This window comes from Vibrio sp. RW (assembly GCF_027587105.1).
GTDB lineage: Bacteria > Pseudomonadota > Gammaproteobacteria > Enterobacterales > Vibrionaceae > Vibrio > Vibrio toranzoniae.
The window spans coordinates 106,856-132,250 of sequence record NZ_JAPPTM010000008.1 but is presented as its reverse complement, the minus strand read 5'-3'; the positions used below and the strand labels follow the sequence as shown (position 1 = coordinate 132,250).

Sequence of the window (25,395 nt, the reverse complement as noted above, 5' to 3'; positions counted from 1 at the left end):
TATGCCGAAGCAAGTAGAAAAAGCAAGTTTAAGTCGAATAAAGCTACAGCCAAGTAATGATACTCGACTCTGAATAGCTTAAAGTAGGTGCTTGTCTAAAAAGCCTTTCAACATCTTATTCACAAACTCTGGTTGCTCTAGCGAGCTAATATGGCCAGCGTCAGGAATCACCACCAGTTCACTGCCAGTAATGCAATCGTGCATTAAGTAAGACTCAAGTACCGGACGCGGTTTATCTTCTTGTCCAACGGCAATCAAAACCGGCAGAGCAAAATTCTCTACTGCTTCAATCATATCTCGGCGACCAAACACCATGCGACCAACTCGTGCGACTTCTTCAGCTTGCTCACCCTCAAGAGCCGATAGCTGCTGAGTAAAGCCTGCAACCAAATCGGGGGTGTTTGTTTGAGCATCGTTAGCAAAGAACAATGGCACAACCGCTTCTACAATCGGTTGAGGCACCATCTTTGTTTGGGTGATGGTATCTAACATGTGGAAATATTTCGTGTGAGCCACTTCTGGTTCTAGACCAACGAAAGTATCCATTAGAACCAAAGACTTGATTCGCGCCGGTGCTAGCTCCGCTAACTCGGCTCCCCACATGCCACCAACCGATAAGCCAACAACAGAGAACTCTTCGATGTCCAAATGATCCAGCAATGACAACACATGCTGAGCGTAGTCCTTCAAGTTACGCATCGAGTTCGGTGCAGCTTGAGACTCACCATGAGACCAAAGATCTGGCACAATACAACGGTACTGAGTTTTCAACGCCTCAATCTGTGGCTTCCACATCGCGCTATCCCAAAGGTAGCTATGACCCAATACAACAACCGGGCCCTCACCTTCATCTAGGTACGCCATCGATTGATTGTCTACAATGAACTGTTTCATTTTCTTCCCTAATATCTACTACGCATATCGTTCAAGTATATAAATCGACGATACATAAAAACGGCCGCACAAGGCGACCGCATGTCAAACACTCTGCTTTATTCAGCAATTGGCTCGAGTTGATCAATCGGCCAACGCGGTGTGGCGTGAACGGATAAATCGGCTGTTTCACCATTTTTCAGGCGTTGCATACCTGCGTAAGCAATCATGGCGCCGTTATCAGTGCAGAACTCAGTGCGTGGGTAGTACACCTCACCACCAACTTTTTTGGCCAGTGCTTCAAGCTCAACACGCAGTTGTTTGTTGGCACTTACACCACCAGCAATCACTATACGTTTCATGCCCGTCTCTACCAAGGCACGCTTACATTTGATGACCAAGGTCGCACAAACCGCTTCTTGGAACGCGTAAGCAATATCCGCACGAGTCTGATCATCATTGTCGTTGTCACGAATCGTATTCGCTGCAAAGGTTTTCAGACCAGAAAAACTCATGTCTAGGCCCGGGCGGTCTGTCATTGGACGAGGGAACTTAAAGCGACCTGGTGTGCCTTTTTCTGCGAGTCGAGATAACAACGGGCCACCAGGGTAATCTAAACCCATCAACTTCGCCGTTTTATCAAACGCTTCACCAGCGGCATCATCAATCGATTCACCAAGAATTCGATACTCACCGATGCCTTTCACTTCTACCATCATGGTATGACCGCCAGAAACCAGCAGAGCCACAAATGGGAATGGTGGCGGGTTATCTTCTAGCATTGGCGCAAGAAGGTGACCTTCCATGTGGTGAACAGGCACCGCAGGCACACCCCAAGCGTAAGCAATACTGCGGCCAATGGTTGCACCTACAAGCAGTGCGCCAACCAAACCAGGGCCAGCCGTGTAAGCCACACCATCAATATCTTTCGACGTTAGGTTCGCTTCCGCTAATGCTGCTTTAATCAGTGGAATGGTCTTTTTCACGTGGTCACGCGAAGCTAGCTCAGGCACCACACCACCATAATCGGCGTGCAGTTTTACTTGGCTGTATAATTGATGAGAAAGCAGCCCTTGCTCATCATCATAAATCGCGATTCCTGTTTCATCACAAGAGGTTTCAATACCAATAATGCGCATAATTTTCTCGGCACGCTTTCGTCTAAAATGGGAAATTAGCGCAATATTACCCTGCCTAAGCGCTTCAAACAAATATTGTACAGACTATAATCGACAAAGTGCTTTACAAAGCCACTGTGATCGGATTAAAATTCCGCACCATTTTTGATCAAGCTGGTTAATGGCCAAACGCGAATAGAGAGTTAGCTCGATGGGTAACTTCTCTGATTTGGTACTGAGTGGCCAGCGATAATGAATAACCCCTGAGGTGAAAGGCATATGCCAATAGTTAAAGTACGTGAAAACGAACCGTTCGACGTTGCACTACGTCGTTTCAAGCGCTCTTGTGAAAAAGCAGGTATCCTTTCTGAAGTTCGCCGTCGCGAGCATTACGAAAAGCCAACTACAGTTCGCAAACGCGCTAAAGCAGCAGCTCAAAAGCGTCACGCTAAGAAGCTAGCTCGCGAAAACGCACGTCGCGTTCGCCTGTACTAATAACTTAATCCATAAGGACTGAGTTATGGCTCTTATTGAACAACTCAAAGAAGAGCAAAAATTAGCGATGAAAGCCAAGGACAAACCGCGCCTTGGTACTATCCGCTTAGCTCTTTCAGCAATCAAGCAACGTGAAGTTGACGAACGGATCACTCTGAACGACGACGACATCCTTGCTGTATTAGTTAAAATGGTTAAGCAACGTCGCGATTCTGTTGCTCAATATGAATTAGCAAATCGTCAAGATCTTGCTGACGTGGAACAAGCAGAAATTGCTGTACTTGAAGGCTTTATGCCTCAACCGTTAACAGAAGAAGAAGTTATTGCACTACTAGATAGCGCAATCGCTGAAGCTCAACCAGCGGGCATGCAAGACATGGGTAAAGTAATGGCTATCTTGAAACCACAAATTCAAGGGCGTGCAGATATGGGTAAAGTGAGTGGTTTAGTTCGCTCTAAACTCGCTTAATCCCAAATCAAATTGCAACAAGCCGTGCAATCCTTCGGAACGCACGGCTTGTTTGTATCTATAACCTATTCACACTATTATGACCCACACTCTCAGTTAGTGCATTTTTCTAAGGTTTTATGGCAGGACACATCCCGCGTAGTTTCATCGATGACCTCCTAGCGCGTCTCGACATTGTCGACATTGTGGACGCACGCGTGAAACTTAAGAAAAAAGGCAAAAACTATGGTGCTTGTTGCCCATTTCACAACGAAAAGACTCCCTCTTTCAGCGTAAGCCAAGAAAAACAGTTTTATCACTGCTTTGGTTGTGGCGTGCATGGTAATGCCATCGACTTCATGATGGAGTTCGAACGCCTCGACTTTGTAGAGGCGATTGAAGAGCTTGCTTCATTTCTAGGCCTAGATGTTCCAAGGGAGCAACGCAGCGGCGAAATATCAACAACACCAAGAGCCAACAGCGAACAAAAACGTAACCTGTATGATTTGATGGGCGGCATCAGCCAGTTCTATCGCTCACAACTCAAAATATCAGCCAACAAACCTGCGATTGAATACCTAAAAAATCGTGGTCTGTCTGGCGAAATCGTCCAGAAGTTTGGCATTGGTTATGTGGCCGACGAGTGGGACTTGGTTCGTAAAAATTTTGGGCAGCAAAAAGAAGCCCAAGACATGCTCGTCACTGGCGGCATGTTAATAGAGAACGATAAAGGCAATCGATACGACCGATTCCGTGGACGCGTGATGTTCCCGATTCGCGATCGTCGCGGCCGAGTAATCGGGTTTGGTGGTCGTGTTTTAGAAGATGGCACACCGAAATACCTAAACTCACCAGAAACGCCGATCTTCCATAAAGGTAAAGAGCTTTACGGCCTTTATGAAGTGTTACAAGCCTACCGTGAACCGCCGCAAATACTTGTGGTTGAAGGTTACATGGATGTCGTCGCACTGGCGCAATATGGTGTTGATTACTCAGTCGCATCACTGGGCACCTCTACAACGGGTGATCACGTTCAGATGTTGTTCCGACAAACCAGTACCGTGGTTTGTTGTTACGATGGTGACCGAGCAGGCAAAGAAGCGGCGTGGCGTGCATTAGAAAACGCATTAGAGTATCTAAAAACAGGTAACACGCTGAAGTTTCTGTTTTTACCCGATGGTGAAGATCCAGACAGCTATATACGAGAACACGGCAAAGACGCTTTTGAACAACTGGTACAAAATGCGACACCACTCTCGACTTATTTGTTCGATAACCTTATCGAAATACATAAGCTAAACTTAGGAACGACAGAAGGAAAATCAGCACTGCGTGCACACGCTAGCGCCTTGATTAATAAAATTCCTGACAGTTACTTCCAAGAATTGCTCGAGAAATTGCTAGACGAGCGAACTGGATTTGATAATCAATTGAGGCGTGCTCGCGTTCATAACAAGAACCCGACACCTCAACCGCATAAAGAGCTCAAGCGCACTCCGATGCGTGAAGTTATCGCTTTGCTTATCCAAAATCCGAACTATGCTGATATGGTACCGGATTTATCAAGTGTCAAAGGCTTACAACTGCCGGGACTAAGTTTATTCGTCGAAGTACTTGATATCTGCCAAGTGAACCCCCATATCAGCACAGGCCAATTATTAGAAAATTGGCGAGAAAGCAAACATGAGGCTCTTCTGTCTCGTCTTGCGAGTTGGGAAATCCCCCTCGTTGAAGACAACCAAGAAGACATATTTTTAGATTCATTGGACAACATCCTTGCCCAGTGCGTTGAAAAACAAATTGAAAACCTGCAGGCCAAAGCAAGAAGTGTCGGTTTATCAGCCGAAGAAAAAAGGGAGCTGCTAGCTTTAATGCTAGATCTAAAAGCGTAACCCTGTTTGATTAGTCAGCATTTAATAAATTTGTTAACATAATTGGTTTGCATTTGAGAATGCAACGTCCTTCACCAGACCTGAAGTTGGATATCATCTATGGATCAAAATCCGCAGTCACAGCTTAAATTACTTGTTATTAAAGGCAAGGAACAAGGCTATCTGACCTACGCCGAAGTAAACGACCACCTACCTGCAGAAATCGTGGATTCTGAACAGGTAGAAGACATCATTCAAATGATTAACGACATGGGTATTAAGGTAGTAGAAACTGCACCTGATGCTGATGATCTAGCACTGAATGATGACGATGCCAATATAGATGAAGATGCAGCTGAAGCTGCTGCTGCTGCGCTTTCAAGCGTAGAAAGCGAGATTGGCCGTACTACAGACCCAGTTCGTATGTACATGCGTGAAATGGGTACCGTTGAACTACTGACTCGTGAAGGCGAAATCGACATTGCGAAACGTATTGAAGATGGTATCAATACGGTTCAACTATCTGTTGCTGAGTACCCAGGCACCATTCCATACATCTTGGAACAGTTTGACCGCGTACAAGCAGAAGAGATTCGCTTAACAGACCTGATCAATGGCTTTGTTGACCCTGATGACGATGGCACTGCAGCGCCAACGGCAACACACATCGGTTCAGAGCTAGCTAAAACAGATCTGGAAGACGAAGACAAAGAAGACGCTGAAGACGACGAGGAAGAGGAAGAAGATACAGGTATCGATCCTGAACTTGCTCTTGAGAAGTTTACAGCACTTCGTACTAGCTATCAAAACCGTCAGCTAGCGATCAATGAATACGGCCACGAGAGCCCGAAAGCAACACTTGCAACAACAATGATGCAAGACGTATTCAAAGAATTCCGCCTGACGCCAAAACAGTTTGACTACCTAGTAAATGAACTTCGCACGTCAATGGATCGAGTACGTACTCAAGAACGCCTAATCATGCGTCAAACCGTTGAGTACGGCAAAATGCCGAAGAAATCTTTCATTGCTCTATTTACTGGTAATGAATCTAGCGAAGCATGGTTGGATGAAGTTCTTGCTTCAGACAAGCCATACGCTGAAAAGATCAAACGTAACGAGCACGACATCCGTCGTTCTATCCAAAAACTGGATATGATCGAGCGTGAAACGTCTCTAACGGTTCAAAGCATTAAAGATATCAGCCGTCGTATGTCTATCGGTGAAGCGAAAGCTCGTCGTGCGAAAAAAGAGATGGTTGAAGCAAACTTACGTCTAGTAATCTCGATTGCTAAGAAGTACACAAACCGTGGTCTACAATTCTTGGATCTAATCCAAGAAGGTAACATCGGCCTAATGAAAGCCGTAGATAAGTTTGAATACCGTCGTGGTTACAAGTTCTCTACTTACGCTACGTGGTGGATCCGTCAAGCAATCACTCGTTCGATTGCTGACCAAGCTCGTACTATCCGTATTCCGGTTCACATGATCGAAACGATCAACAAACTAAACCGTATCTCTCGTCAAATGCTACAAGAGATGGGTCGTGAACCACTACCGGAAGAACTGGCTGAGCGCATGCAAATGCCTGAAGATAAGATTCGCAAAGTACTGAAAATCGCTAAAGAGCCAATCTCAATGGAGACACCAATCGGTGACGACGAAGATTCGCACCTAGGTGATTTCATCGAGGATACGACTCTTGAGCTACCTTTAGACTCTGCAACGGCAACAAGCCTACGCGGTGCAACGAAAGACGTTCTTGCGGGCCTAACTCCTCGTGAAGCAAAAGTACTGCGTATGCGTTTCGGTATCGACATGAACACTGACCACACTCTAGAAGAAGTGGGTAAACAGTTCGACGTTACTCGTGAACGTATCCGTCAGATCGAAGCAAAAGCACTGCGTAAACTTCGTCACCCAAGCCGCTCAGAAACTCTGCGTAGCTTCCTAGACGAGTAATTACACGCTTTAGTGTGGTTAGCTTTTAAGCATAAAATAGAAAAGGTGAGCGTTGGCTCACCTTTTTTGTGCCTGCGTGATTTAAGTGGCTAAGATGTAAGCGGAATTGGCCCCTATAGTGTCTAGACACCATTGAGCGCTTCCCCTATAATCTATGCCCTATACGGCCCCTTAGCTCAGTGGTTAGAGCGCACGACTCATAATCGTTCGGTCCCCAGTTCAAATCTGGGAGGGGCCACCAAATTCCGATAAGGCTCATGAAGAAATTCATGGGCCTTTATCTTTTCTAGTCCTTTCCATATCCGGTCTTCGATTACTTCCTGTAAGCACGATTCCATTAGCACCACTAAAACACTCCACCTAATCACCACAGAACCCGTAAATCTATCTCAGGCTGATATCAACCATCAGTAAGCTCTCTCATCTGTACGACACGATTCTTCGCTAGATACATACCACTTAACATCAGATTGAGAGCCTCAGAAAAACTTCCCGACTAAACCAACAAAAATATAACCAACATCCTGTTTCATTCCATTAGGTTCAGTAATTTATATAGATATAAATGAGATACCTAAATGGAGTTCTAGCTGAGATCAGTCAGGAGACTCAGCACCGAAGATTAGAACCAGATGACTGTTGAACAATGATGACCGATTACCCTCAGGGGTAATCGGTCTGATATCTCTTAAGTGATTTAGGTTAGTAGTCAGCAGCAGTGAACCTCAGAGCTAGAAACGAATGCTAATCACTGGACTGGTATTTATACTGGAATCGGTAATCTCAAGGCTAGGAGTGGTTCTAGGGCGAACCTGCTATGCGTTAGGGCGAGAACTTGGGGTAGCGAATGGGTTGAGGGAATCAGATGGAAATCTACCGTGGGAATCCCGTCGACGACGACGGCAATAGACCTAAAATCAGGGTGAAAGACCGGACTAGGACCGGACCGACGACGCCGTCAACGAAACCTAGGGAAAGTAATTACTGAAGAAGTCAGGTAGAGCAAGGGCTAGAGAGAAATTACAGGGCCAGTCTAGAGAGACCGACCCAGCGACTTAGGATTTTAGGTTGGGGAGGAAATGGAGATAAAAAAATGTCTTGGGAGTTATAGATCATTGACCCGTTCAATATTGCCTTTTGAAGTTTGAATGATTCCAAAATTATCTCTAAAGCTAGGTATGTAGTATCCCGTATCTTTTTCTCGGTAGAGGAACTCAGTGCCGCGAACATATCCGCCATAACTATTTTTTGCCTGATAAGTAGCAGTAACGCACCACGAAGCTGAATTATCAACATATTGCACAAAGTAATCAGTCAAGAAGCACTTTTCTGGCACTACTACTAAGTTTTTCAAACTATCAGGGTCTTTTAATCCTGCTTGGATGAATGACTTAACCCTTGGGGTTTCTAACTCTAAGTCAAACTGCTCACCGTGACTCATATTTCGGTCATATCCACTATTACTAGCACAACCAAAAAGTAATACAGCGGAGCCCAAAACTATTTTTTTTACCATATGACGCTCTTCTAACATAATTTTGTAAGTTCAAATGTTACAATATAGACACCATGTGCAACAATGTAAATATCAAAATTTATAGTTTAACGCTAACTTATTCTTTCTACGAGTTTAGACTTCTAATAGTAAAATACAGTGAAGATCGCGGTCGTTGCCCATAACTAGCTTTCTGTGATCTGTAGATACCTCAGGGACTTGCTATTACAATTTCATGCGGAGTTGGCCTGAGTATTTTTCGCCCTAAATTGGTTTAGTAACAGTCAGCTAAATACAACTGACTGTACTTAAACTAAGTCACATTCCCCACCAACTCTGACACATTAGCACTTACCTCCCTCAACCTAGAGCTAGCCAAGTGTGCATACCTAGTCGAAGTTTGAGGGCTCTGATGCCCTAACAAGTGCTGAACATCATAGAGCGTAGCGTTACCGCTGTTTATGAGAATCGAAGCGAATGAGTGCCTAAGGTCATGAATGCGGAAGTCATCATATATACCTGCTGCTTTCTTGATTCGAGCGAATGCCTTCTTTGGATGTGCGATAGGTCTACCGGGTGCATCTCCGGCAAAGATATAGGGGTTCTTACGTATCTGAAATCGTCGTTGGTCATGTATTACCTCCTTAGCTAAATTATTGAGCAGAACCGTCCTTGATAACCCCGATTTTGTGTGGGGAAGAAATAGGCTCCAATTGCCGTCGTCGTCGACGGAAAGACAGTCCCACTTAGAGTTAGTAATCTCACCTATGCGCATTCCGGTAAGCAGGGCGAATTTTAAAGCATTGCCTTGGGTGCGATTGGGTTCCTCGTTACATGCCTTTATGAAGGATGAAACCTCTTTGCGGTTCAGGAATCTGTTTCTTAAATTATTCTCCTTTAGCTTTCTTATGTACTGCCCCGGATTGCTATCTACATACCCCCATTCCATGGCTAACCTGAACATTCTAAGGGCTAAGGAACGTAATCTATTCACTGTTGATGGTTTCCTTGTTTCTAGGACTCCATCGAGTAGCTTTTGAATGTCTTGTTGGCTGATATCGGTGATGCTTTTCTTGCCCCATTTAGGGTAGAAATGCAGCATTAAGTTACCGACATCATTCTTAGCTGTGAGTTTGTTCATTCGGGCGTAGGGTAAGTAGTGTTCTTCCGCAAACTCGAAGAAGGTTAGTACATTGGATTTTTCATCCCTTATTGCCTTGGGATCATTACCTAGAGCTATCTCTCGCTTGTGGTCATTGGCTATCTGTCTAGCAGTGTTGATATCTAGCGCTGGATACTCACCTAGTTGAATTGATTTTTTCTTGCCGAAATAGGTGTACCTAAACAAGAAGCGCTTCCTCCCTTGTCTGTTGATAATCATTTTTAAGCCACTACAGAGCTCATCCGTATACTCAGTTTCTTTACTTCGACTTACCGACGGCGTCGGCGGTAATGAATCGAGTTGGCGCTTATTGAATTTGAACTTACGTGATTGCATCAGTCCCCCTTACTCATCAAAAGTTGAGAAATGCAGGTGTAATTCAGTGCGGAGTGTCTTAGACATCAGTAGGTAGATACCCTTACCACTGTCCTCGACAATGCTTAGGGATATAGAAGCTCCGTAATCTAGATCATCTTCGAATTCGGTATAGGTTAAAGCTCGTTTCAGTAGTTCGATATCGTCGACGACGACACTGTTTAGGTCAGTAATTGAGGTGAGGAACCAGAGTTCACATTGCAGTTCATCCCATGCCTGTTGGGTTTCAGCGTCATCGTGGAATGGTTCGGTGAGTATGGATTTGATTTGTTCTTGCAGAGTTATAGTGGTTGGTAAGGTTGAGAGTGATTCTAAAGATGCCGTTTTGATCATATTAAACTCCTTGATTATCGATATCACAAAGTTAATATGTGTTTGAAAAATAAAATGATTCGATATTTTGTAATTTGATACTTAGGATGTCTATGTCTAATTTAGAAACACAAAAAGAAAGAAAAGATGCATTGTTGGAGTTTAGAAAGGAGCTTGCCAAAGCAGCTAAAGAAGCGGTGACTATTTTTATTGTAATCTTTGTGTCAGCTTTATTTGTTGATAAATGTAATATTGTAAGCTTTACATTAGAGGATGTTGTTGGAGAGAACTATGGCTACAATACGATTAGAACGGGTACAATTGCTTTAGTCATAAGTCTTTTATCTTTAATTCTTTTTTCTCCTACAAGTAAAAAAAAGTGGAAGTTAGCTGCAAATAGCACTCTTTATAAAGTTAGCGATAGTCTTCAAGCTCTTATTTTAAGCTTGGGTGTTTTTATCATCTATGGTGCGTTGTTGTATGGTGAAAAGTTTGAGCCAATGCTAGCTGTTATTCTTATTTTTACTTTAGTAACTCGCCCATTTTTTATTGCTGTAGATAAATTGATGACAAGAAATGAACGATGGTTAATACCTGTTGTAGCGTTATTGTATATTGGTGGTTTGATTTTACTTTAGTTAGCACTAACCAACCTAAAATCCTAAGTCGCTGGGTCGGTTTATCTAGACAGACCCTGTAATCTCTCTCTAGCCCTTGCTCTACCTGACTTCTTCAGCAATTACTTTTCCTAGGTTTCGTTGACGGCGTCGTCGGTCCGGTCCTAGTCCGGTCTTTCACCCTGATTTTAGGTCTATTGCCATCATCGTCCCCTTTTTTAAACTCAATAAGTCAACATCTAAGGCCAATTGACTCTCTGTGACTAAGCTTACTTTTCTTTTATAAAAAAATCGGCAATATGAGCGTACACAAATCGTTCACTCGTTCAGGGAAGACTCATGAAAGACGAAACTCTCTCGATTCACTTCGGCTACGAAACCGATCCAACAACTAAATCAGTTGCGACTCCTATTTATCAAACCGTCGCGTATGAGTTCGATGATGCACAACACGGTGCCGACCTATTCAACCTTGCAGTGCCAGGTAATATCTACACTCGTATAATGAACCCGACCAATGATGTGCTGGAAAAACGCATGGCGGCCTTAGAAGGTGGGATTGCAGGCTTAGTCGTGAGTGCAGGCAGCGCGGCGATCAACTACGCGATTCAGACGTTAGCACAGATCGGTGACAACATTGTCTCAACGCCTCAGCTTTACGGCGGTACGTACACCCTGTTTGCACACATGCTACCAAACCAAGGCATAGAAGTTCGCTTTGCCAAAGACGACAAACCAGAAAGCTTAGCGGCACTGATCGATGAAAAAACCAAAGCAGTTTACTGTGAGAGTATCGGTAACCCAGCTGGTAATATCATCGACTTAGAACGTGTGGCAGAGCTTGCTCACGCACAGGGCGTGCCAGTGATTGTTGATAATACAGTAGCTACTCCAGTGCTATGCAAGCCTATCGACTTTGGCGCTGATATCGTGGTGCACTCACTAACAAAGTACGTTGGTGGCCATGGCACAACGTTAGGTGGTGTGATTGTCGACTCGGGTAAATTCCCATGGGCAGATCACAAAGATCGTTTCCCTGTGTTTAACCAGCCTGAGCCTTCTTACCACGGTGTAGTGTATACCGAAGCCTTTGGTGAGGCCGCCTTTATTGGTCGCGCTCGAACCGTACCATTGCGTAATACAGGTTCAGCACTGTCACCAATGAATGCTTTCATGTTAATGCAAGGCTTGGAGACGTTGTCGTTACGTATGGAGCGACACACAGAGAACGCATTGAAAGTAGCGGAATATCTCAAGCAACATGAAAAAGTAAGTTGGGTAAGCTATGCCGGCCTGCCTAGTTCGGAATTCTATCCGCTTGCTGAAAAATACATGCAGGGTAAGCCATCGGCTATTTTATCTTTTGGCTTGAAAGACGGTTATGAAGCGGGAGTTCGCTTCTATGATGCGCTGCAAATCTTCAAGCGCCTAGTGAACATTGGCGATGCCAAGTCTCTTGCTTGCCACCCAGCTTCCACAACACACCGTCAACTAAGCGAAGCGGAACAAAAGCAAGCCGGTGTATCACCAGAGATGATTCGTCTTTCAGTAGGCATTGAGCACATCGAAGATATCTTGGCTGACCTAGAGCAAGCTCTTAACGCTTAATCAAGGTAGCGACACCAAGAGATTAAAGTGCCATGTTGCATGAAAAAGTAACAGACACAAAAAAGCCCATCACAGGATGGGCTTCTTATTATCTATGTTTCTAGCTAAGCTGTCGATTACTCAACCGTTACCGCTTTCGCTAGGTTACGAGGTTGGTCAACATCGGTACCTTTGATTAGCGCTACGTGGTAAGACAACAACTGCATCGGTACTGTGTAGTAGATAGGTGCTGTTACTTCATTTACGTGAGGCATCTTGATGATCTTCATGTTCTCATCGCTTTCAAAGCCAGCGTCTTGGTCTGCGAATACGTAAAGTAGACCGCCACGAGCACGTACTTCTTCAACGTTTGATTTCAGCTTCTCTAGCAAGTCGTTGCTTGGTGCAATGACCACTACTGGCATGTCTGCATCAATAAGCGCTAGAGGGCCGTGTTTAAGTTCACCTGCCGCGTAGGCTTCTGCGTGAATGTAAGAGATCTCTTTCAACTTAAGAGACGCTTCCATTGCGATTGGGTAAAACTCGCCACGACCTAGGAACAATGTGTGGTGCTTATCAGCAAAGTCAGGGGCTAGCGCCTCAATCTCTTTATCAAACGCCAATGCTTTCTCGATATCCGCAGGCAGTTGGTGCAGTGCTTGGACGATTTCCGCTTCTTTCTCTTGATTGATGCGACCTTGTAAACGACCAATTGAAGTGACCATCATCAGCATCGCTGCTAGTTGGGTAGTGAAAGCTTTAGTAGAAGCAACACCGATCTCCGTTCCTGCGCGAGTCATGAAAGCAAAGTCAGACTCACGAACCAGCGAAGAACCCGCAACGTTACAGATAGTCATTGCCGACATGTAGCCTTTCTCTTTTGCAAGACGAAGTGCAGCAAGCGTATCAGCCGTTTCACCTGACTGAGACAGAGTGACGAGTAGGCTGTTTGGACGCACAACGAAATCACGGTAACGGAATTCAGAAGCGATCTCTACATCACAGCTTACGCCCGCTAGAGACTCAAACCAGTAACGAGCAGCCATACCTGAGTTGTAAGACGTACCACATGCGATGATCTGCACGTGTTCAACCTTGCTTAGGATCTCTTCAGCTTTAACACCGATTGCGTTAGTGGTAACCGAAGTTTCAGAGATACGACCTTCCATTGTGTTGATCAGCGCGGTTGGCTGTTCGAAGATCTCTTTTTGCATGAAGTGACGGTATTGACCTTTATCACCAGCGTCATGTTCAGCGTTTGATTCAACGATATCACGCTCAACACGCTCGCCCGCCACATCAAATACCGTGACATCACGACGAGTCACCTCAGCAACATCACCTTCTTCTAGGTACATGAAACGGCGAGTGACGCTTAGTAGCGCCAGTTGATCAGAGGCTAGGAAGTTCTCACCGACACCAAAACCGATAACGATCGGGCTACCTGAACGAGCAACAACGATACGGCTAGGATCTTTACGATCAACCGCTACCGTGCCGTATGCCCCCTCTAACTGCTTTGCTGTTTTTTGCAACGCTTCAACAAGAGAAGCCGATGTACGAAGTTCCCACTCAACTAGGTGAGCGATAACTTCAGTATCGGTTTGTGAAGTAAATTCGTAACCACGTTCTTGTAGCATAGCGCGTAGGGCTTGATGGTTTTCGATAATGCCATTGTGCACAACAGCAATATCACCAGACATGTGTGGGTGAGCATTCGCTTCAGATGGTTCACCATGTGTCGCCCAACGTGTATGAGCGATCCCCGTACCACCCGTCACGTGTTGCTCTTCTACTGCATCGGCTAACTCTTGTACTTTACCAAGGCGGCGTACACGAGTTAAGTTGGATTCATTATCAACCACAGCCACACCCGCGGAGTCATAACCTCGGTATTCTAGGCGACGTAAGCCTTCCACTAAAATCTCAGCTACATCACGCTGTGCTACTGCACCAACAATTCCACACATATTTTTACTCCATCAATTTTGTTTTATTCCTATTGGCAGCAAGCAAAGGCCATATCTTTATTAAGATCAATAATAGGAAGGTAAATACTTAAAATTTGTTTTTAAGCTGGATCGGTCAAGATCACTCGAACGTCATGTGATTCAATACATGCTTGGGATTCTTCGCCTAAGTCTGTATCGGTAATCAGAATGTCGATGTGTTCCCATGCCAGTTCTAAATTCGGGATCTTTCGCCCCACCTTTTCCGACTCAACCATCACAATGACTTCTCGTGACACTTCAGCCATAACTTTACTCAGGCCAACCAGTTCATTGAACGTAGTTGTGCCTCTATCTAGGTCAATACCATCAGCCCCGATAAACAGCTGGTCAAAATCGTAAGCTCGAAGTACAGACTCCGCGACTTTTCCTTGGAAAGAGTCCGAATGGGTATCCCAAGTACCACCCGTCATTAATAATGTCGGTTCACTTTCAAGTTCATTAAGCGCATTAGCAACGTGCAATGAATTGGTCATCACCACTAAACCACGCTTGCTATTGAGTTGCTGAATTAGGGCGCCAGTAGTGCTTCCGCTATCGATCACGATGCGGTTATGGTCGCGAATTAAATCTGCAGCGGCTTTTGCTAATAAAACCTTTCGAGTCGAAACTTGTTGACCCAACTCTTCGTTGACAACTTCTTTCGGAAGAGAAATCGCACCACCATAACGGCGTAAAAGCTGACCGTTTTTCTCTAAAGACGCAAGGTCCTTTCTAATAGTGACTTCTGAGGTTTCGAACTTAGCGGATAATTCATCAACACTAACCTCGCCTTTTTCGCTCACTAGGTTAGAAATCGCATGTCTTCTGAGCTGAGTGTTTCGTTTCGACATTAAATAAAAGCCACAAAGTTTCGATATGAAACATATTATAATTACAACGAAACCATTTAGTCCATTTATTTTGATCTAAAAAATTAATAAATAGAGATAAAACCTTGTCCTAAGACAATTGTTAAGCAGTGATATTGAACTCATTAGGTGGTAGAATCCGCACCCGAAAAGAAAAAAAATTACAGAACTGACCGTTATTTTTTTGCAACTTACCCCTGATATATTGGCGTAAGTCACAGAAACCCGATGTTGAATCAAAATCTTTTGGTCATAAAATGACTAAAATAGATGAAAGACTTACAACTCTGAAGACAATAGTGATAGTCCGAAACTTTTACTCAACAGGCACAAAATGTTGAGGTAGCGGACCAATCTTCAGAACTTAAATAAATTTCAAATTGTAACAATACTTACCGGAGAGTACCTTCCATGAAAAAGACCAAAATCGTATGTACGATTGGCCCTAAAACTGAATCTGTAGAGAAGCTAACTGAACTAGTAGATGCTGGCATGAACGTTATGCGTCTTAACTTCTCTCACGGTGATTTCGCAGAGCACGGCACTCGTATCGCGAACTTCCGTAAAGTAATGGAAAACAAAGGTGAGCAACTTGCTATCCTTCTAGATACTAAAGGTCCTGAAATCCGTACTATCAAACTTGAAGATGGTAACGACGTAGATCTAGTAGCTGGTCAAGAGTTCACTTTCACAACTGACGCAACAGTTGTTGGTAATAAAAACGTAGTAGCTGTAACTTACCTAGGTTTTGCTAAAGACCTAACTGCAGGTAACACTATCCTTGTTGATGACGGCCTAATCGAAATGGAAGTTATCGCAACAACAGAAACTGAAGTTAAGTGTAAAGTTCTTAACAACGGTGCTCTGGGCGAAAACAAAGGTGTTAACCTTCCAGGCGTTTCTGTTCAACTTCCTGCTCTTTCTGAGAAAGACAAAGCTGACCTTAAGTTTGGTTGTGAGCAAGGCGTAGATTTCGTTGCTGCTTCTTTCATCCGTAAAGAAGAAGACGTTAAAGAAATCCGTGAGCTGCTAAATGCTAACGGCGGCGAGAACATCCACATCATTTCTAAGATTGAAAACCAAGAAGGTGTCGATAACTTCGATTCAATCCTTGAAGCTTCTGACGGCATCATGGTTGCTCGTGGTGACCTAGGTGTTGAAATCCCAGCTGAAGAAGTCATCTTCGCTCAGAAGATGATGATCGAGAAGTGTAACCGCGCACGTAAGATGGTTATCACTGCAACTCAAATGCTTGATTCTATGATCAGCAACCCACGTCCAACTCGTGCAGAAGCGGGTGACGTTGCGAACGCAATCATGGATGGTACTGATGCAGTAATGCTTTCTGGTGAAACGGCTAAAGGTAAGTACCCAGTTGAAGCTGTTACTATCATGGCTCAAATCGCGAACCGCACTGATTCAGCGCTTAAAGCTGAGCTTGGTTCTCGTCTAGACAGCCCACGTCTACGCATCACTGAAGCAGTATGTAAAGGCGCGGTAGACACAGCAGAGAAGCTAGCTGCTCCTCTAATCGTTGTTGCAACTGAAGGCGGTAAGTCTGCACGTTCAGTACGTAAGTACTTCCCAACGGCAAACATCCTTGCTCTAACAACGAACGAAAAGACAGCTGCACAGCTAGTTCTTACTAAAGGTGTTAAGCCAGTTCTTGTTGACTCTATCGAGAACACAGACGCGTTCTACATCAACGGTAAAGAAATCGCTCTACAATCTGGCCTAGGCAACAAAGGCGACATCGTAGTAATGGTTTCTGGTGCTCTAGTCGCTTCTGGTACTACAAACACGGCATCGGTTCACGTTCTATAAGAATGAACCGATTCGCATAAAATATAAAAATGGAGCCTGATAGCTCCGTTTTTTTTTTGCATCCAGCATGACGACTGAACTACCACCCAAAAAACTCTTTATGATGTGTATTGAGCAGCACAACCATAGGTAAAAAATACAGTGCACTCAGTTGAAAGCCAAGTATGACTAATGTGCCTATGGTTAACCTCACTAAAAAATCGACAAACATACCACGCCTCTTTTAACCAGACAGTATGATACTCAAACTCTTGCTCCAACTCACCTAATTCGACAGCTACCTTTCAAGTTATTGATAAGTCTGGATAACCAGTTAAATTAAGTTACCGGTGTTGTCCTCTTACATCTAATAAACACTCTAATTTGTTGCACCATTTAATAGGGTGCCATGTGAAGCAAGGTAGTTTCCTTATTTTTCAGTTTAGCTCAAATTATCGTCAGCATTAGACTTTAGTCTAATCATACAAAAACCGTAGCCTATGGATAAGAACTCCGCCTAATAAAATATTAGGAGGCACAACTGGCTCTTACCTTAGAGGATACTGAGAAGGGGGCAAGGTACATGGAATAGTAGCAGTACCTTGTTTTATTCAGATGGAAAAGTGACAAAGTTGACAAAATAAAAGCCGCTTAAAAAAGCGGCTTTAACATTATCTCTTAAAATAAGTCTTGTTTATGCTTTTAACGCTCGCTCACCACGAGCGATGCCAACAACCCCACTGCGAGCCACTTCAAGTACTTCCGTTACTTCAGACAACGCCTGAATGAAAGCATCCAACTTCTCACTGGTACCGGCCATTTGCACCGTATACTGCGAAGCCGTCACATCGACAATCTGGCCACGGAAAATATCCGCGGTACGTTTCACTTCTGCACGAGCAAAACCGCTCGCACGTACTTTTACCATCAATAATTCACGTTCGATATGCTCAAGCTCAGAGACTTCTTGTACCTTAAGTACGTCGATAAGCTTGTGCAGCTGTTTCTGAATCTGCTCTAGCTGCATTTCGTTCGAGTTAGTCGTTACGTTCAGGCGAGAAAGCGTTGGATCGTCAGTGGGAGATACGTTCAACGACTCGATGTTGTAGCCACGCTGAGAAAACAAGCCAACCACACGAGAAAGCGCACCGGGTTGGTTTTCCATTAATAGTGAAATGATGTGTCTCATATTATGTTCTCTCCGTTTTGCTTAGCCACATGTTATCCATACCCTCGCCTTTGATCTGCATTGGGTATACGTGCTCGGTATCATCAACACTGATATCGACAAATACCAAACGGTCTTTCATCGCCAGTGCTTTTTCCAAACCTGATTCCAGCTCATCCGGAGATGAAATGCGCATACCAACGTGGCCATAAGCCTCTGCGATAGCAGCAAAATCAGGAACAGAGTCCATATATGAGTTAGAGTGACGACCTTGATAAACAATGTCTTGCCACTGTTTAACCATTCCTAAGAAACGGTTGTTCAAGTTAATAATCTTAACTGGGATATTGTATTGCAGCGCAGTCGACAGCTCTTGGATGTTCATTTGAATACTGCCGTCACCGGTTACGACCACCACTTCTTCTTCTGGCTTAGCAAACTTAACGCCCATCCCCGCAGGTAGACCAAAGCCCATCGTGCCTAGGCCGCCCGAGTTAATCCAACGGCGTGGTTTATTGAATGGGTAATACAATGCAGCAAACATTTGGTGTTGGCCAACATCTGAAGCAACATACGCATCACCATTGGTTACTTTATGAAGTGTTTCAATAACTTGCTGTGGCTTAATGCGCTCAGAAGATTTGTCATACGCTAAGCAATCACGTTCTTGCCATTGTTTTATTTCGCTCCACCAGCTTTCCATCGCTTGCGCGTCATTGGTTCCGCCTTGCTCAATAAGTAGGTTCACCATGCTCTCTAATACTTTCTCTGCTGAGCCTACAATCGGTAGATCCACTTTAACGTTCTTAGAGATAGAAGATGGGTCGATATCAATGTGCATGATCTTCGCATCAGGGCAGTACTTATCTAAGTTATTGGTAGTACGGTCATCGAAACGTACACCGATACCAAAGATCAAGTCGGCATTGTGCATCGCCATATTGGCTTCATACAAACCATGCATGCCCAACATACCCAAAGAGTTCTCATGGGTACCCGGGAAAGCGCCAAGCCCCATTAAAGTACTGACAACGGGTAAATTCAGTGCTTCTGCCAATTTTAACAATGGCTTATCTGCCTCAGAAATAACAGCACCACCACCGACATAAAGTACCGGCTTTTTCGCTTCAAGAAGTGCCTTCAATGCTTTCTTGATCTGTCCTTTGTGCCCAGTAAGCGTTGGATTGTACGAACGCATTTTGATGGTTTCTGGGTATTCATAAGGAAGTTTGATTTGTGGATTTAGGATATCTTTTGGCAAATCGATAACCACAGGACCGGGACGTCCTGTCGTTGAAATATAGAATGCTTTTTTAACGACGTCTGGAATGTCTTCCGCTTTCTTTACTAAAAAGCTGTGTTTAACAATCGGACGGGATACACCCACGATGTCACACTCTTGGAAGGCGTCGTTACCAATAAGGTTATTTGGGACGTTACCAGAAATAACGATCATTGGGATTGAGTCCATGTAGGCCGTTGCAATACCAGTAACGGTATTGGTTGCGCCAGGACCAGAACATACAAGTACTACACCGGGTTTACCGGTAGAACGAGTATAACCATCGGCCATATGGGTCGCGGCTTGTTCGTGTCGTACTAATACGTGTTTAATTTCAGCAGTTTTAGCATGCAGGGCATCATAGATATCAAGTACAGAACCACCTGGGTAACCAAAGATTTGTTCTACACCCTCTTCAATTAGAGACTGCACCACCATCTCAGCGCCGGATAACATGGCTGTTTCAGGTTTTGTTGTCATATTGCTCTCCTCACCAGTTTCCAATCACATTTGGTTAACATGTTGGGCTGGTTTTTCATAGTCTAGGGCTTATTCGTAGCCTAATTCGAAATACTTCCACTTTTTCGGCTATGTCTGTCTATCGTGATAACAACAAACAGTAATACGAAACAACTTTAACGCTTTATTATCATCGGGTCTAACCGCTGTTATTCGTCAATTATGCCAAAAAACCAACTATTAGCTGAAAACAACAAATAAAACCCAAACCAAGCTCAACAACCAGTTTAAAACACTCATGGGTAATAAAAAAAAAGCACTTAATATTTAAAAAGATCGCTATTTATCGATAAATAACAGCCTTATTGGTGTGCGCTTTCGCACATTATACTGAGTCTATAGATCCAAAAATCCCCCTAAAAATGCAATCACATTCGTAGGGGGATTTTTAAACAACTGAAAATTTATCTAAGTAGAAAACTACTTATCTTTCGGCTTTTCAGTGTACATTTCTTCGATTTCGTCTTGATACTTATCATTGATAACCTTACGACGCAATTTCTGAGTTGGGGTCAGCTCGCCATCATCCATAGAAAACGCTTTTGGCAGTAGTTTGAATTTCTTCACTTGCTCAAACTTAGCCAGTTCTTGTTGCAGGTCATTCACACGCTTCTCTAGCATCTCGACGATTTGGTGATGCTTAACCAGCTCAACGCGGTCGTGATATTTGATATTAAGCTCTTTGGCATACTCTTCTAACGAGTCATAACAAGGCACAATCAATGCAGAAACGAATTTACGCGTGTCAGCAATAACAGCTATCTGTTCGATAAAGTGATCTTTACCAATCGCGCCTTCAACCACTTGTGGGGCAATGTACTTACCGCCAGAGGTCTTCATCAACTCTTTAATGCGATCGGTAATGAACAGGTTACCGTTTTCATCAAAATGGCCCGCATCACCGGTTTTCAGGAAGCCGTGCTCGTCAAAAGTATTTGCCGTTTCTTCTGGCATTTTATAGTAACCGCGCATCACCATTGGTCCACGAACAAGAATCTCGTTCTTAGCACCAATTTTTACTTCTGCGCCCGGCATCGACATACCAATAGAGTCAGGGTTAAAGCAACGATCATCCCAACACGATACTGTCGCCGTGGTTTCTGTCATGCCGTAGCCAAGTTTTACGTTGATACCGATAGCATGGAAGAAGCGACCAATGGTTTCATCCAGCTTCGCACCGCCACATGGCATGAAATTGATGTTGCCACCTAGCAAGGCGCGTAGTTTCGATAGCACAAGCTTATCGGCTAGCGCGTGACTCTTTTTAAGGAGCAACGATGGCGTGCGACCTTCTTGGTGACAAACAGAGAGTTTAGCCCCCATGTTCACCGCCCAAGTAAAGAGCACTTTACGGATAAACGGTGCTTTGGATACCTTCTCGTGAATCGCTGAAAAGATCTTCTCGTAGAAGCGAGGAACCGCAGACATAACCGTTGGTTTAACGTCGCTCAACGCATCACGAACTTGCATGGTGTCTTGCAGGTAACAGTTAGTTGCGCCTTTATAAAGGACATAAAAAGTCCAAGCACGCTCAAATACGTGTGATAAAGGTAAGAAACACAATGAGACATCGTCTTTCGTTAAACTAAGACGCTCATCGTGGCCTTCTAGTTGGTAGCCAATGTTGGTGTAATCAAGCATTACGCCTTTTGGTTGGCCAGTGGTACCAGAGGTATAAATAAGGGTCAGCAAGTCGTCCATGCTTGCATCGGCAAGACGAGTATCAAGTTCAGCTTGCTGTGATTCTACACCATGAGCCATAAACTCTTTCCAAGAGACAGCAAAGCTGTGGTCTTGAAGGTCGATATCGTCAGACATAGCAACAACGACTTCAAGTTGTTCACATTCATCAAAGAGCTTCACTGCCGCATCAAACTGAACTTGTTCGCCAACAAATAAGATCTTCACATCCGCATTTTGGATAATGTAAGAAGACTGCGCCGCGGTATTGGTTGGATAAATCGGAACGGTCACAAGACGGGCTTGTAAAGAGGCAAAATCTGCCACAGTCCACTGAGGCATATTGTTTGAATAGATACCGATCTTATCTTGAACTCTCAGTCCTTGAGCCAATAGTGCTAATGAAAGCGTATCGATTTGTTGTCCAAACAGTTCCCAGCTAATACCTTGCCATACATTGTCTACTTTATGCTTCAAAGCTATACGGTTGCCGCCTTGGGCTACTTGGTCACGCAGTCTTTTTACGATATGAAAATCTAAATTGGCCATCTCTTTACCTTTGGCTTACACCTGTAAGCTTTTTTGAGCGCACAAGTGTACCTCTGATCATGGAAAAGGCAACTGATGAAGCTCAAAGTTATCAGTAATAGTACGTCTCACGCTAAGTTTTCTATCAACAAAAAATAGTAGGTACAAAAAAGCCCCAAGCCAGACCCCTAGCTTAGGGCTTATAAAACATAGGGATTAGTGTCTAGTTAAGTGCCACGACTTCGCCACAGATCATCATTAACTGATCTCGTAACCAAATGTGTCCTTTGTCCTTTTCACTTGATTCGTGCCAGCTTAGGAAGCCAGAAATCGCTGCGTTATTGAATGGGAAATCTAGGATCTGCAACTGCTCTTTATTCGCTGCATGTTCAACCATCCAGCGCGGAGCAATCGTGACAAGTTCCGATTGACCAACAACGTATAGAACGTTACTCAAGCTCGTACCTTCGTAAAAAGGCATACAATTTAGGTCACGGTACGCTTGCTCTGAGAAGCTACGTTGGCCATGAATACGAGACAGTTTAGCGTGCTTTTCATTAAGTAACTCAGCCGCTGTTACTTCACCTTTAATACGAGGGTGAGAAACAGATGCAACAACAACCAACTCATCCTGGAAGATTTCAGTACTTGAGAAGCCCTGCTCATCAAAACGAGCGTAATCAATCACGAAGTCGATTTCTTGGTAACGCATACGCTCAGAGAGCTGACGATCAAATTCGGCATCCATGTGCAATTTAACACTAGGCGCTTGTCCATGGATTCTCGACATGATCTTAGGAGCAAAACGCATGTCACAAGGGCTGCAAATTGCCAGCTTAAACAAACGAGAAGACGATTCTGGAGAGAATACCGAGCTTGGTAATTCATTGCGCACTAACTGCAGCGCTTGGCGGATTGGGCCAAACAATTGACGAGCACGTTGAGTCGGTTGAATACCACGACCTTGACGCATGAATAGTTCGTCGTTAAACATCACTTTTAGGCGAGCAACCGCATTACTTACAGCAGGCTGAGACATTCCCAGATTATGAGCTGCACGCGTAATGTTTTGCTCTTGCATTACGGCATCAAATACAGTCAAAAGGTTTAAATCTACTCCACGAAGTGTGCTTTCCATTCTGTAGCTTGCAATTGCACTCATTGCGTCTTTTTTCTCTAACATTCAAATTGCCTCTGGTCAGTTCGACAGCGTTAAATTGGTAATGGTGTGGGAATAGATAACCACCAGTTCTTATATTTATCATATCGATATTTTTCGAATTACCACTACTATTAACCAATACATCTCGAGCTAACAACAAGATTGATAAAGAATAATTTTATTTTACCTCCGCAATTAAATAGTGCTTAAAAATCAAATAATTGAATAATTATAAAAAAACATAAAATGCTGTATTTATGAGTATCATTGCTACTTATTTAGCTGTTCTATCGTTTGGCTACATTTTTCACCACCCATTGAAGTCATGAATTATTTAACCAGTACATTCAAAAACACCACTTATGAGTTAGGTGAGCGAGACATAACTAGGGAAGTCCACCTTGTCCCAAAGTTGTTTTCTTAAGTCATCTTGATGGGACCAATCTCCCGCCAATATCCATTCAACGAGCGCATTTGCGACATCTGGATAAGTAACCACTTCAGCCTGCTTTTCGCTGAGCCATCCACGTAAGATAGCGGCGTCTAAAAAACTCATTGTTTGAGCCAATCCAAGCGCCTCTAGCGTCGCCACATTGCTCTGTTGTTCGAACTGCCCTTCGAGCGGTTTAAGGAGCAATTTCTTACCCAACGTTAAAGCTTCAGATGGCAATTCAAATCCACCATTGGCTACCACACCAGAGCAGCGATTTAGGTCGAGCTGGAAGCCTGTGTGGCTGAGTGGTTTGAACTCAATATTTTCGATTCGGTTAGGCTCAATCACGCTCGGGTGGTAACAAACAAAATTGTGAGAAATGAATTTCATTAGTAATTCAGAGATCGCATCCAGATTCTCAAATGGCAAGTAGACCAAAGTGAAGTGTTGTTGATCTATCGTTTTTTCATGACGAGCTAGCGTGTGAACGATAGGGGGTAATATTGGCTGTTCAAAGTGATACCAATGCAGCCCAATGCTGTGCTCTGTTGGTGCGAAATGTCGGATCACGGAGTGTTCTATCCAGTTTCCTCCTTCTTTTGGGACATCATAACGGAACGCATTCTGGTGACTTATTCCTATGCAAGGCACACCCTGTCTTTTTGCGGCCCAAGCGGTCACCGGCTCAAAATCGTTAAGCACTAAATCATACGGTGTCAGATCGAGCTGGTTAGTCTCACTGAGAAATCGCCAGATATTATTTTTCATCAATGTCTTGCCGTATTTAACCTTCCCCTGCTCACTGTAAAAAGTTAAACCATGGCGAGTTTGATAGTTTCCAAACGCTTCCATTGAGAAGTACTGACTCTCTTCACGCCCTGAAAAGAGAAAATCAACATCGATATTATGTTGACGAAAAGCCACTGCCATTGCTCGTGCGCGCGCAATATGACCATTGCCTGTGCCTTGTACGCCATATAAGATTTTCATGAATCTTCCTTTAACTTGAACACTCAAACTCATCGTTGTTACCAACGAAATACTTACAAAATGAAGTTAATGGCGAGACTGGTACAAGCAATACCTAAGGCTGCGCCAATTAATATATCCGTTAAAAAGTGCACACCAAGTAAGACTCGAGAACCAGCAATCGCGACAGCCCAGCTCAAGCTAAATAAGTATAGACTTGGATAAAAATGCCCAATTAAGGTCGCCATCACAAAAGCAGCTGCGGCATGCCCTGATGGCAGGCTGTACTTGTCTGACGGCACAATGTGAGAATGAAGTAACGAGGAAAATTCCGCTGGTCGACGTCGTTTCAGAGTATTTTTTGCTAGCCAATAGATAGGCAGTTCAATAGCAAAGGCCGCTAAGCCAACCATTAAAAACTGTCGTCCCGTATAGCCATCAGCCAGTAATGCAATCAGAGCAATGAAAACGTAAAGGTGTCCATCTCCAGTATGAGACACGGCTTTACTGAGTGTTGCATGTTGTCCGCTATAACGACTCTTTAAACAGAAAATAGAAAATGCCACATCCCAGCGGACAATAGGTTCGATAGTACGCATACGATCTCCTTAACAATCCTTATTCAGTTAAGGATCAAGTTATGCCTCACAAATGACAGTTAAGTGACGTTTTGAAT

Annotated in this window: 20 protein-coding genes and 1 tRNA gene; 8 read left to right on the top strand and 13 right to left on the bottom strand. The window is 43.9% G+C overall.

Features of this window, described 5'->3' with window-relative positions:
- Window positions 1-78: 78 nt before the first annotated feature.
- The gene (locus tag OCT63_RS09650; protein WP_161678785.1) at window positions 79-894 is read right to left on the bottom strand and encodes an alpha/beta fold hydrolase; all 816 of its coding nucleotides are present in this window, start codon (window positions 892-894) and stop codon (window positions 79-81) included.
- Between the two features lie 98 nt (window positions 895-992).
- On the bottom strand, window positions 993-2,012 hold the full coding sequence (tsaD, locus tag OCT63_RS09645) for a tRNA (adenosine(37)-N6)-threonylcarbamoyltransferase complex transferase subunit TsaD (protein ID WP_046223858.1): 1,020 nt from the start codon (window positions 2,010-2,012) through the stop codon (window positions 993-995).
- A gap of 258 nt (window positions 2,013-2,270) precedes the next feature.
- Between tsaD and rpsU the strand changes: the two genes are divergently transcribed.
- The 5 genes from rpsU (at window position 2,271) to OCT63_RS09620 (ending at window position 7,008) form a co-directional block, all read left to right on the top strand.
- On the top strand, window positions 2,271-2,486 hold the full coding sequence (gene rpsU, locus OCT63_RS09640; RefSeq protein WP_004396009.1) for a 30S ribosomal protein S21: 216 nt from the start codon (window positions 2,271-2,273) through the stop codon (window positions 2,484-2,486).
- A 25-nt stretch (window positions 2,487-2,511) separates the two neighbouring features.
- Entirely contained in the window at window positions 2,512-2,955 is a 444-nt protein-coding gene (locus tag OCT63_RS09635) for a GatB/YqeY domain-containing protein (RefSeq protein WP_017056000.1), read from the top strand.
- A 119-nt stretch (window positions 2,956-3,074) separates the two neighbouring features.
- Window positions 3,075-4,826: a DNA primase gene (gene dnaG, locus OCT63_RS09630; RefSeq protein ID WP_269983653.1), complete on the top strand. Its 1,752-nt coding sequence runs from the start codon at window positions 3,075-3,077 to the stop codon at window positions 4,824-4,826.
- A 99-nt stretch (window positions 4,827-4,925) separates the two neighbouring features.
- Window positions 4,926-6,767, top strand: a complete 1,842-nt coding sequence (rpoD, locus tag OCT63_RS09625) for an RNA polymerase sigma factor RpoD (protein WP_017055998.1) — start codon at window positions 4,926-4,928, stop codon at window positions 6,765-6,767.
- Between the two features lie 165 nt (window positions 6,768-6,932).
- A tRNA-Ile gene (locus tag OCT63_RS09620) sits at window positions 6,933-7,008 on the top strand.
- A gap of 864 nt (window positions 7,009-7,872) precedes the next feature.
- Here the strand turns inward: OCT63_RS09620 and OCT63_RS09615 are convergent.
- The 3 genes from OCT63_RS09615 to OCT63_RS09605 form a co-directional block, all read right to left on the bottom strand.
- The gene (locus OCT63_RS09615; RefSeq protein ID WP_269983652.1) at window positions 7,873-8,283 is read right to left on the bottom strand and encodes a hypothetical protein; all 411 of its coding nucleotides are present in this window, start codon (window positions 8,281-8,283) and stop codon (window positions 7,873-7,875) included.
- Window positions 8,284-8,575: 292 nt separating this feature from the next.
- Window positions 8,576-9,760, bottom strand: a complete 1,185-nt coding sequence (locus tag OCT63_RS09610; protein ID WP_269983651.1) for a tyrosine-type recombinase/integrase — start codon at window positions 9,758-9,760, stop codon at window positions 8,576-8,578.
- Window positions 9,761-9,769: 9 nt separating this feature from the next.
- Entirely contained in the window at window positions 9,770-10,132 is a 363-nt protein-coding gene (locus OCT63_RS09605) for a hypothetical protein (protein WP_269983650.1), read from the bottom strand.
- A gap of 92 nt (window positions 10,133-10,224) precedes the next feature.
- Between OCT63_RS09605 and OCT63_RS09600 the strand changes: the two genes are divergently transcribed.
- Window positions 10,225-10,749 carry a hypothetical protein gene (locus OCT63_RS09600; protein ID WP_269983649.1) on the top strand — a complete coding sequence of 175 codons (525 nt, stop codon included), beginning with the start codon at window positions 10,225-10,227 and terminating at the stop codon, window positions 10,747-10,749.
- Window positions 10,750-11,067: 318 nt separating this feature from the next.
- On the top strand, window positions 11,068-12,336 hold the full coding sequence (locus tag OCT63_RS09595; RefSeq protein ID WP_102507090.1) for an O-acetylhomoserine aminocarboxypropyltransferase/cysteine synthase family protein: 1,269 nt from the start codon (window positions 11,068-11,070) through the stop codon (window positions 12,334-12,336).
- A gap of 116 nt (window positions 12,337-12,452) precedes the next feature.
- Here the strand turns inward: OCT63_RS09595 and glmS are convergent, their stop codons facing one another.
- Together glmS and OCT63_RS09585 are read right to left on the bottom strand one after the other, a co-directional pair.
- Window positions 12,453-14,285 (bottom strand): glutamine--fructose-6-phosphate transaminase (isomerizing), encoded by a 1,833-nt coding sequence (glmS, locus tag OCT63_RS09590; RefSeq protein ID WP_161672786.1) that lies wholly within the window; start codon window positions 14,283-14,285, stop codon window positions 12,453-12,455.
- Between the two features lie 101 nt (window positions 14,286-14,386).
- A complete protein-coding gene (locus tag OCT63_RS09585) occupies window positions 14,387-15,157 on the bottom strand; it encodes a DeoR/GlpR family DNA-binding transcription regulator (RefSeq protein ID WP_060467126.1) in 771 nt (256 codons plus the stop codon).
- 429 nt (window positions 15,158-15,586) lie between these two features.
- Here OCT63_RS09585 and pykF point away from each other — a divergent pair, with 429 nt between their 5' ends.
- Window positions 15,587-16,999 (top strand): pyruvate kinase PykF, encoded by a 1,413-nt coding sequence (pykF, locus tag OCT63_RS09580; RefSeq protein ID WP_161672782.1) that lies wholly within the window; start codon window positions 15,587-15,589, stop codon window positions 16,997-16,999.
- Between the two features lie 673 nt (window positions 17,000-17,672).
- Here pykF and ilvN read toward each other — a convergent pair.
- The 6 genes from ilvN to OCT63_RS09550 form a co-directional block, all read right to left on the bottom strand.
- Window positions 17,673-18,167, bottom strand: a complete 495-nt coding sequence (ilvN, locus tag OCT63_RS09575; RefSeq protein WP_060467124.1) for an acetolactate synthase small subunit — start codon at window positions 18,165-18,167, stop codon at window positions 17,673-17,675.
- Window position 18,168: 1 nt separating this feature from the next.
- Window positions 18,169-19,908 carry an acetolactate synthase 3 large subunit gene (locus tag OCT63_RS09570; RefSeq protein ID WP_060467123.1) on the bottom strand — a complete coding sequence of 580 codons (1,740 nt, stop codon included), beginning with the start codon at window positions 19,906-19,908 and terminating at the stop codon, window positions 18,169-18,171.
- A gap of 459 nt (window positions 19,909-20,367) precedes the next feature.
- Window positions 20,368-22,176, bottom strand: coding sequence for an AMP-dependent synthetase/ligase (locus OCT63_RS09565; RefSeq protein ID WP_161678778.1), 1,809 nt, complete (start codon window positions 22,174-22,176; stop codon window positions 20,368-20,370).
- Window positions 22,177-22,378: 202 nt separating this feature from the next.
- Complete coding sequence (gene leuO / locus OCT63_RS09560) at window positions 22,379-23,338, bottom strand: transcriptional regulator LeuO (RefSeq protein WP_060467121.1); 960 nt, start codon at window positions 23,336-23,338, stop codon at window positions 22,379-22,381.
- A 346-nt stretch (window positions 23,339-23,684) separates the two neighbouring features.
- Window positions 23,685-24,740 carry an MJ1255/VC2487 family glycosyltransferase gene (locus OCT63_RS09555; RefSeq protein WP_269983648.1) on the bottom strand — a complete coding sequence of 352 codons (1,056 nt, stop codon included), beginning with the start codon at window positions 24,738-24,740 and terminating at the stop codon, window positions 23,685-23,687.
- A gap of 53 nt (window positions 24,741-24,793) precedes the next feature.
- Window positions 24,794-25,318: a phosphatase PAP2 family protein gene (locus tag OCT63_RS09550; protein WP_060467119.1), complete on the bottom strand. Its 525-nt coding sequence runs from the start codon at window positions 25,316-25,318 to the stop codon at window positions 24,794-24,796.
- Window positions 25,319-25,395: the final 77 nt, after the last annotated feature.

What these genes read in the sequence shown, in the direction of transcription:
- OCT63_RS09650 (WP_161678785.1), bottom strand. Translation starts at nt 894, where the DNA reads ATGAAACAGTTCATTGTAGACAATCAATCGATGGCGTACCTAGATGAA.
- tsaD (WP_046223858.1), bottom strand. Translation starts at nt 2,012, where the DNA reads ATGCGCATTATTGGTATTGAAACCTCTTGTGATGAAACAGGAATCGCG.
- rpsU (WP_004396009.1), top strand. Translation starts at nt 2,271, where the DNA reads ATGCCAATAGTTAAAGTACGTGAAAACGAACCGTTCGACGTTGCACTA.
- OCT63_RS09635 (WP_017056000.1), top strand. Translation starts at nt 2,512, where the DNA reads ATGGCTCTTATTGAACAACTCAAAGAAGAGCAAAAATTAGCGATGAAA.
- dnaG (WP_269983653.1), top strand. Translation starts at nt 3,075, where the DNA reads ATGGCAGGACACATCCCGCGTAGTTTCATCGATGACCTCCTAGCGCGT.
- rpoD (WP_017055998.1), top strand. Translation starts at nt 4,926, where the DNA reads ATGGATCAAAATCCGCAGTCACAGCTTAAATTACTTGTTATTAAAGGC.
- OCT63_RS09615 (WP_269983652.1), bottom strand. Translation starts at nt 8,283, where the DNA reads ATGGTAAAAAAAATAGTTTTGGGCTCCGCTGTATTACTTTTTGGTTGT.
- OCT63_RS09610 (WP_269983651.1), bottom strand. Translation starts at nt 9,760, where the DNA reads ATGCAATCACGTAAGTTCAAATTCAATAAGCGCCAACTCGATTCATTA.
- OCT63_RS09605 (WP_269983650.1), bottom strand. Translation starts at nt 10,132, where the DNA reads ATGATCAAAACGGCATCTTTAGAATCACTCTCAACCTTACCAACCACT.
- OCT63_RS09600 (WP_269983649.1), top strand. Translation starts at nt 10,225, where the DNA reads ATGTCTAATTTAGAAACACAAAAAGAAAGAAAAGATGCATTGTTGGAG.
- OCT63_RS09595 (WP_102507090.1), top strand. Translation starts at nt 11,068, where the DNA reads ATGAAAGACGAAACTCTCTCGATTCACTTCGGCTACGAAACCGATCCA.
- glmS (WP_161672786.1), bottom strand. Translation starts at nt 14,285, where the DNA reads ATGTGTGGAATTGTTGGTGCAGTAGCACAGCGTGATGTAGCTGAGATT.
- OCT63_RS09585 (WP_060467126.1), bottom strand. Translation starts at nt 15,157, where the DNA reads ATGTCGAAACGAAACACTCAGCTCAGAAGACATGCGATTTCTAACCTA.
- pykF (WP_161672782.1), top strand. Translation starts at nt 15,587, where the DNA reads ATGAAAAAGACCAAAATCGTATGTACGATTGGCCCTAAAACTGAATCT.
- ilvN (WP_060467124.1), bottom strand. Translation starts at nt 18,167, where the DNA reads ATGAGACACATCATTTCACTATTAATGGAAAACCAACCCGGTGCGCTT.
- OCT63_RS09570 (WP_060467123.1), bottom strand. Translation starts at nt 19,908, where the DNA reads ATGACAACAAAACCTGAAACAGCCATGTTATCCGGCGCTGAGATGGTG.
- OCT63_RS09565 (WP_161678778.1), bottom strand. Translation starts at nt 22,176, where the DNA reads ATGGCCAATTTAGATTTTCATATCGTAAAAAGACTGCGTGACCAAGTA.
- leuO (WP_060467121.1), bottom strand. Translation starts at nt 23,338, where the DNA reads ATGTTAGAGAAAAAAGACGCAATGAGTGCAATTGCAAGCTACAGAATG.
- OCT63_RS09555 (WP_269983648.1), bottom strand. Translation starts at nt 24,740, where the DNA reads ATGAAAATCTTATATGGCGTACAAGGCACAGGCAATGGTCATATTGCG.
- OCT63_RS09550 (WP_060467119.1), bottom strand. Translation starts at nt 25,318, where the DNA reads ATGCGTACTATCGAACCTATTGTCCGCTGGGATGTGGCATTTTCTATT.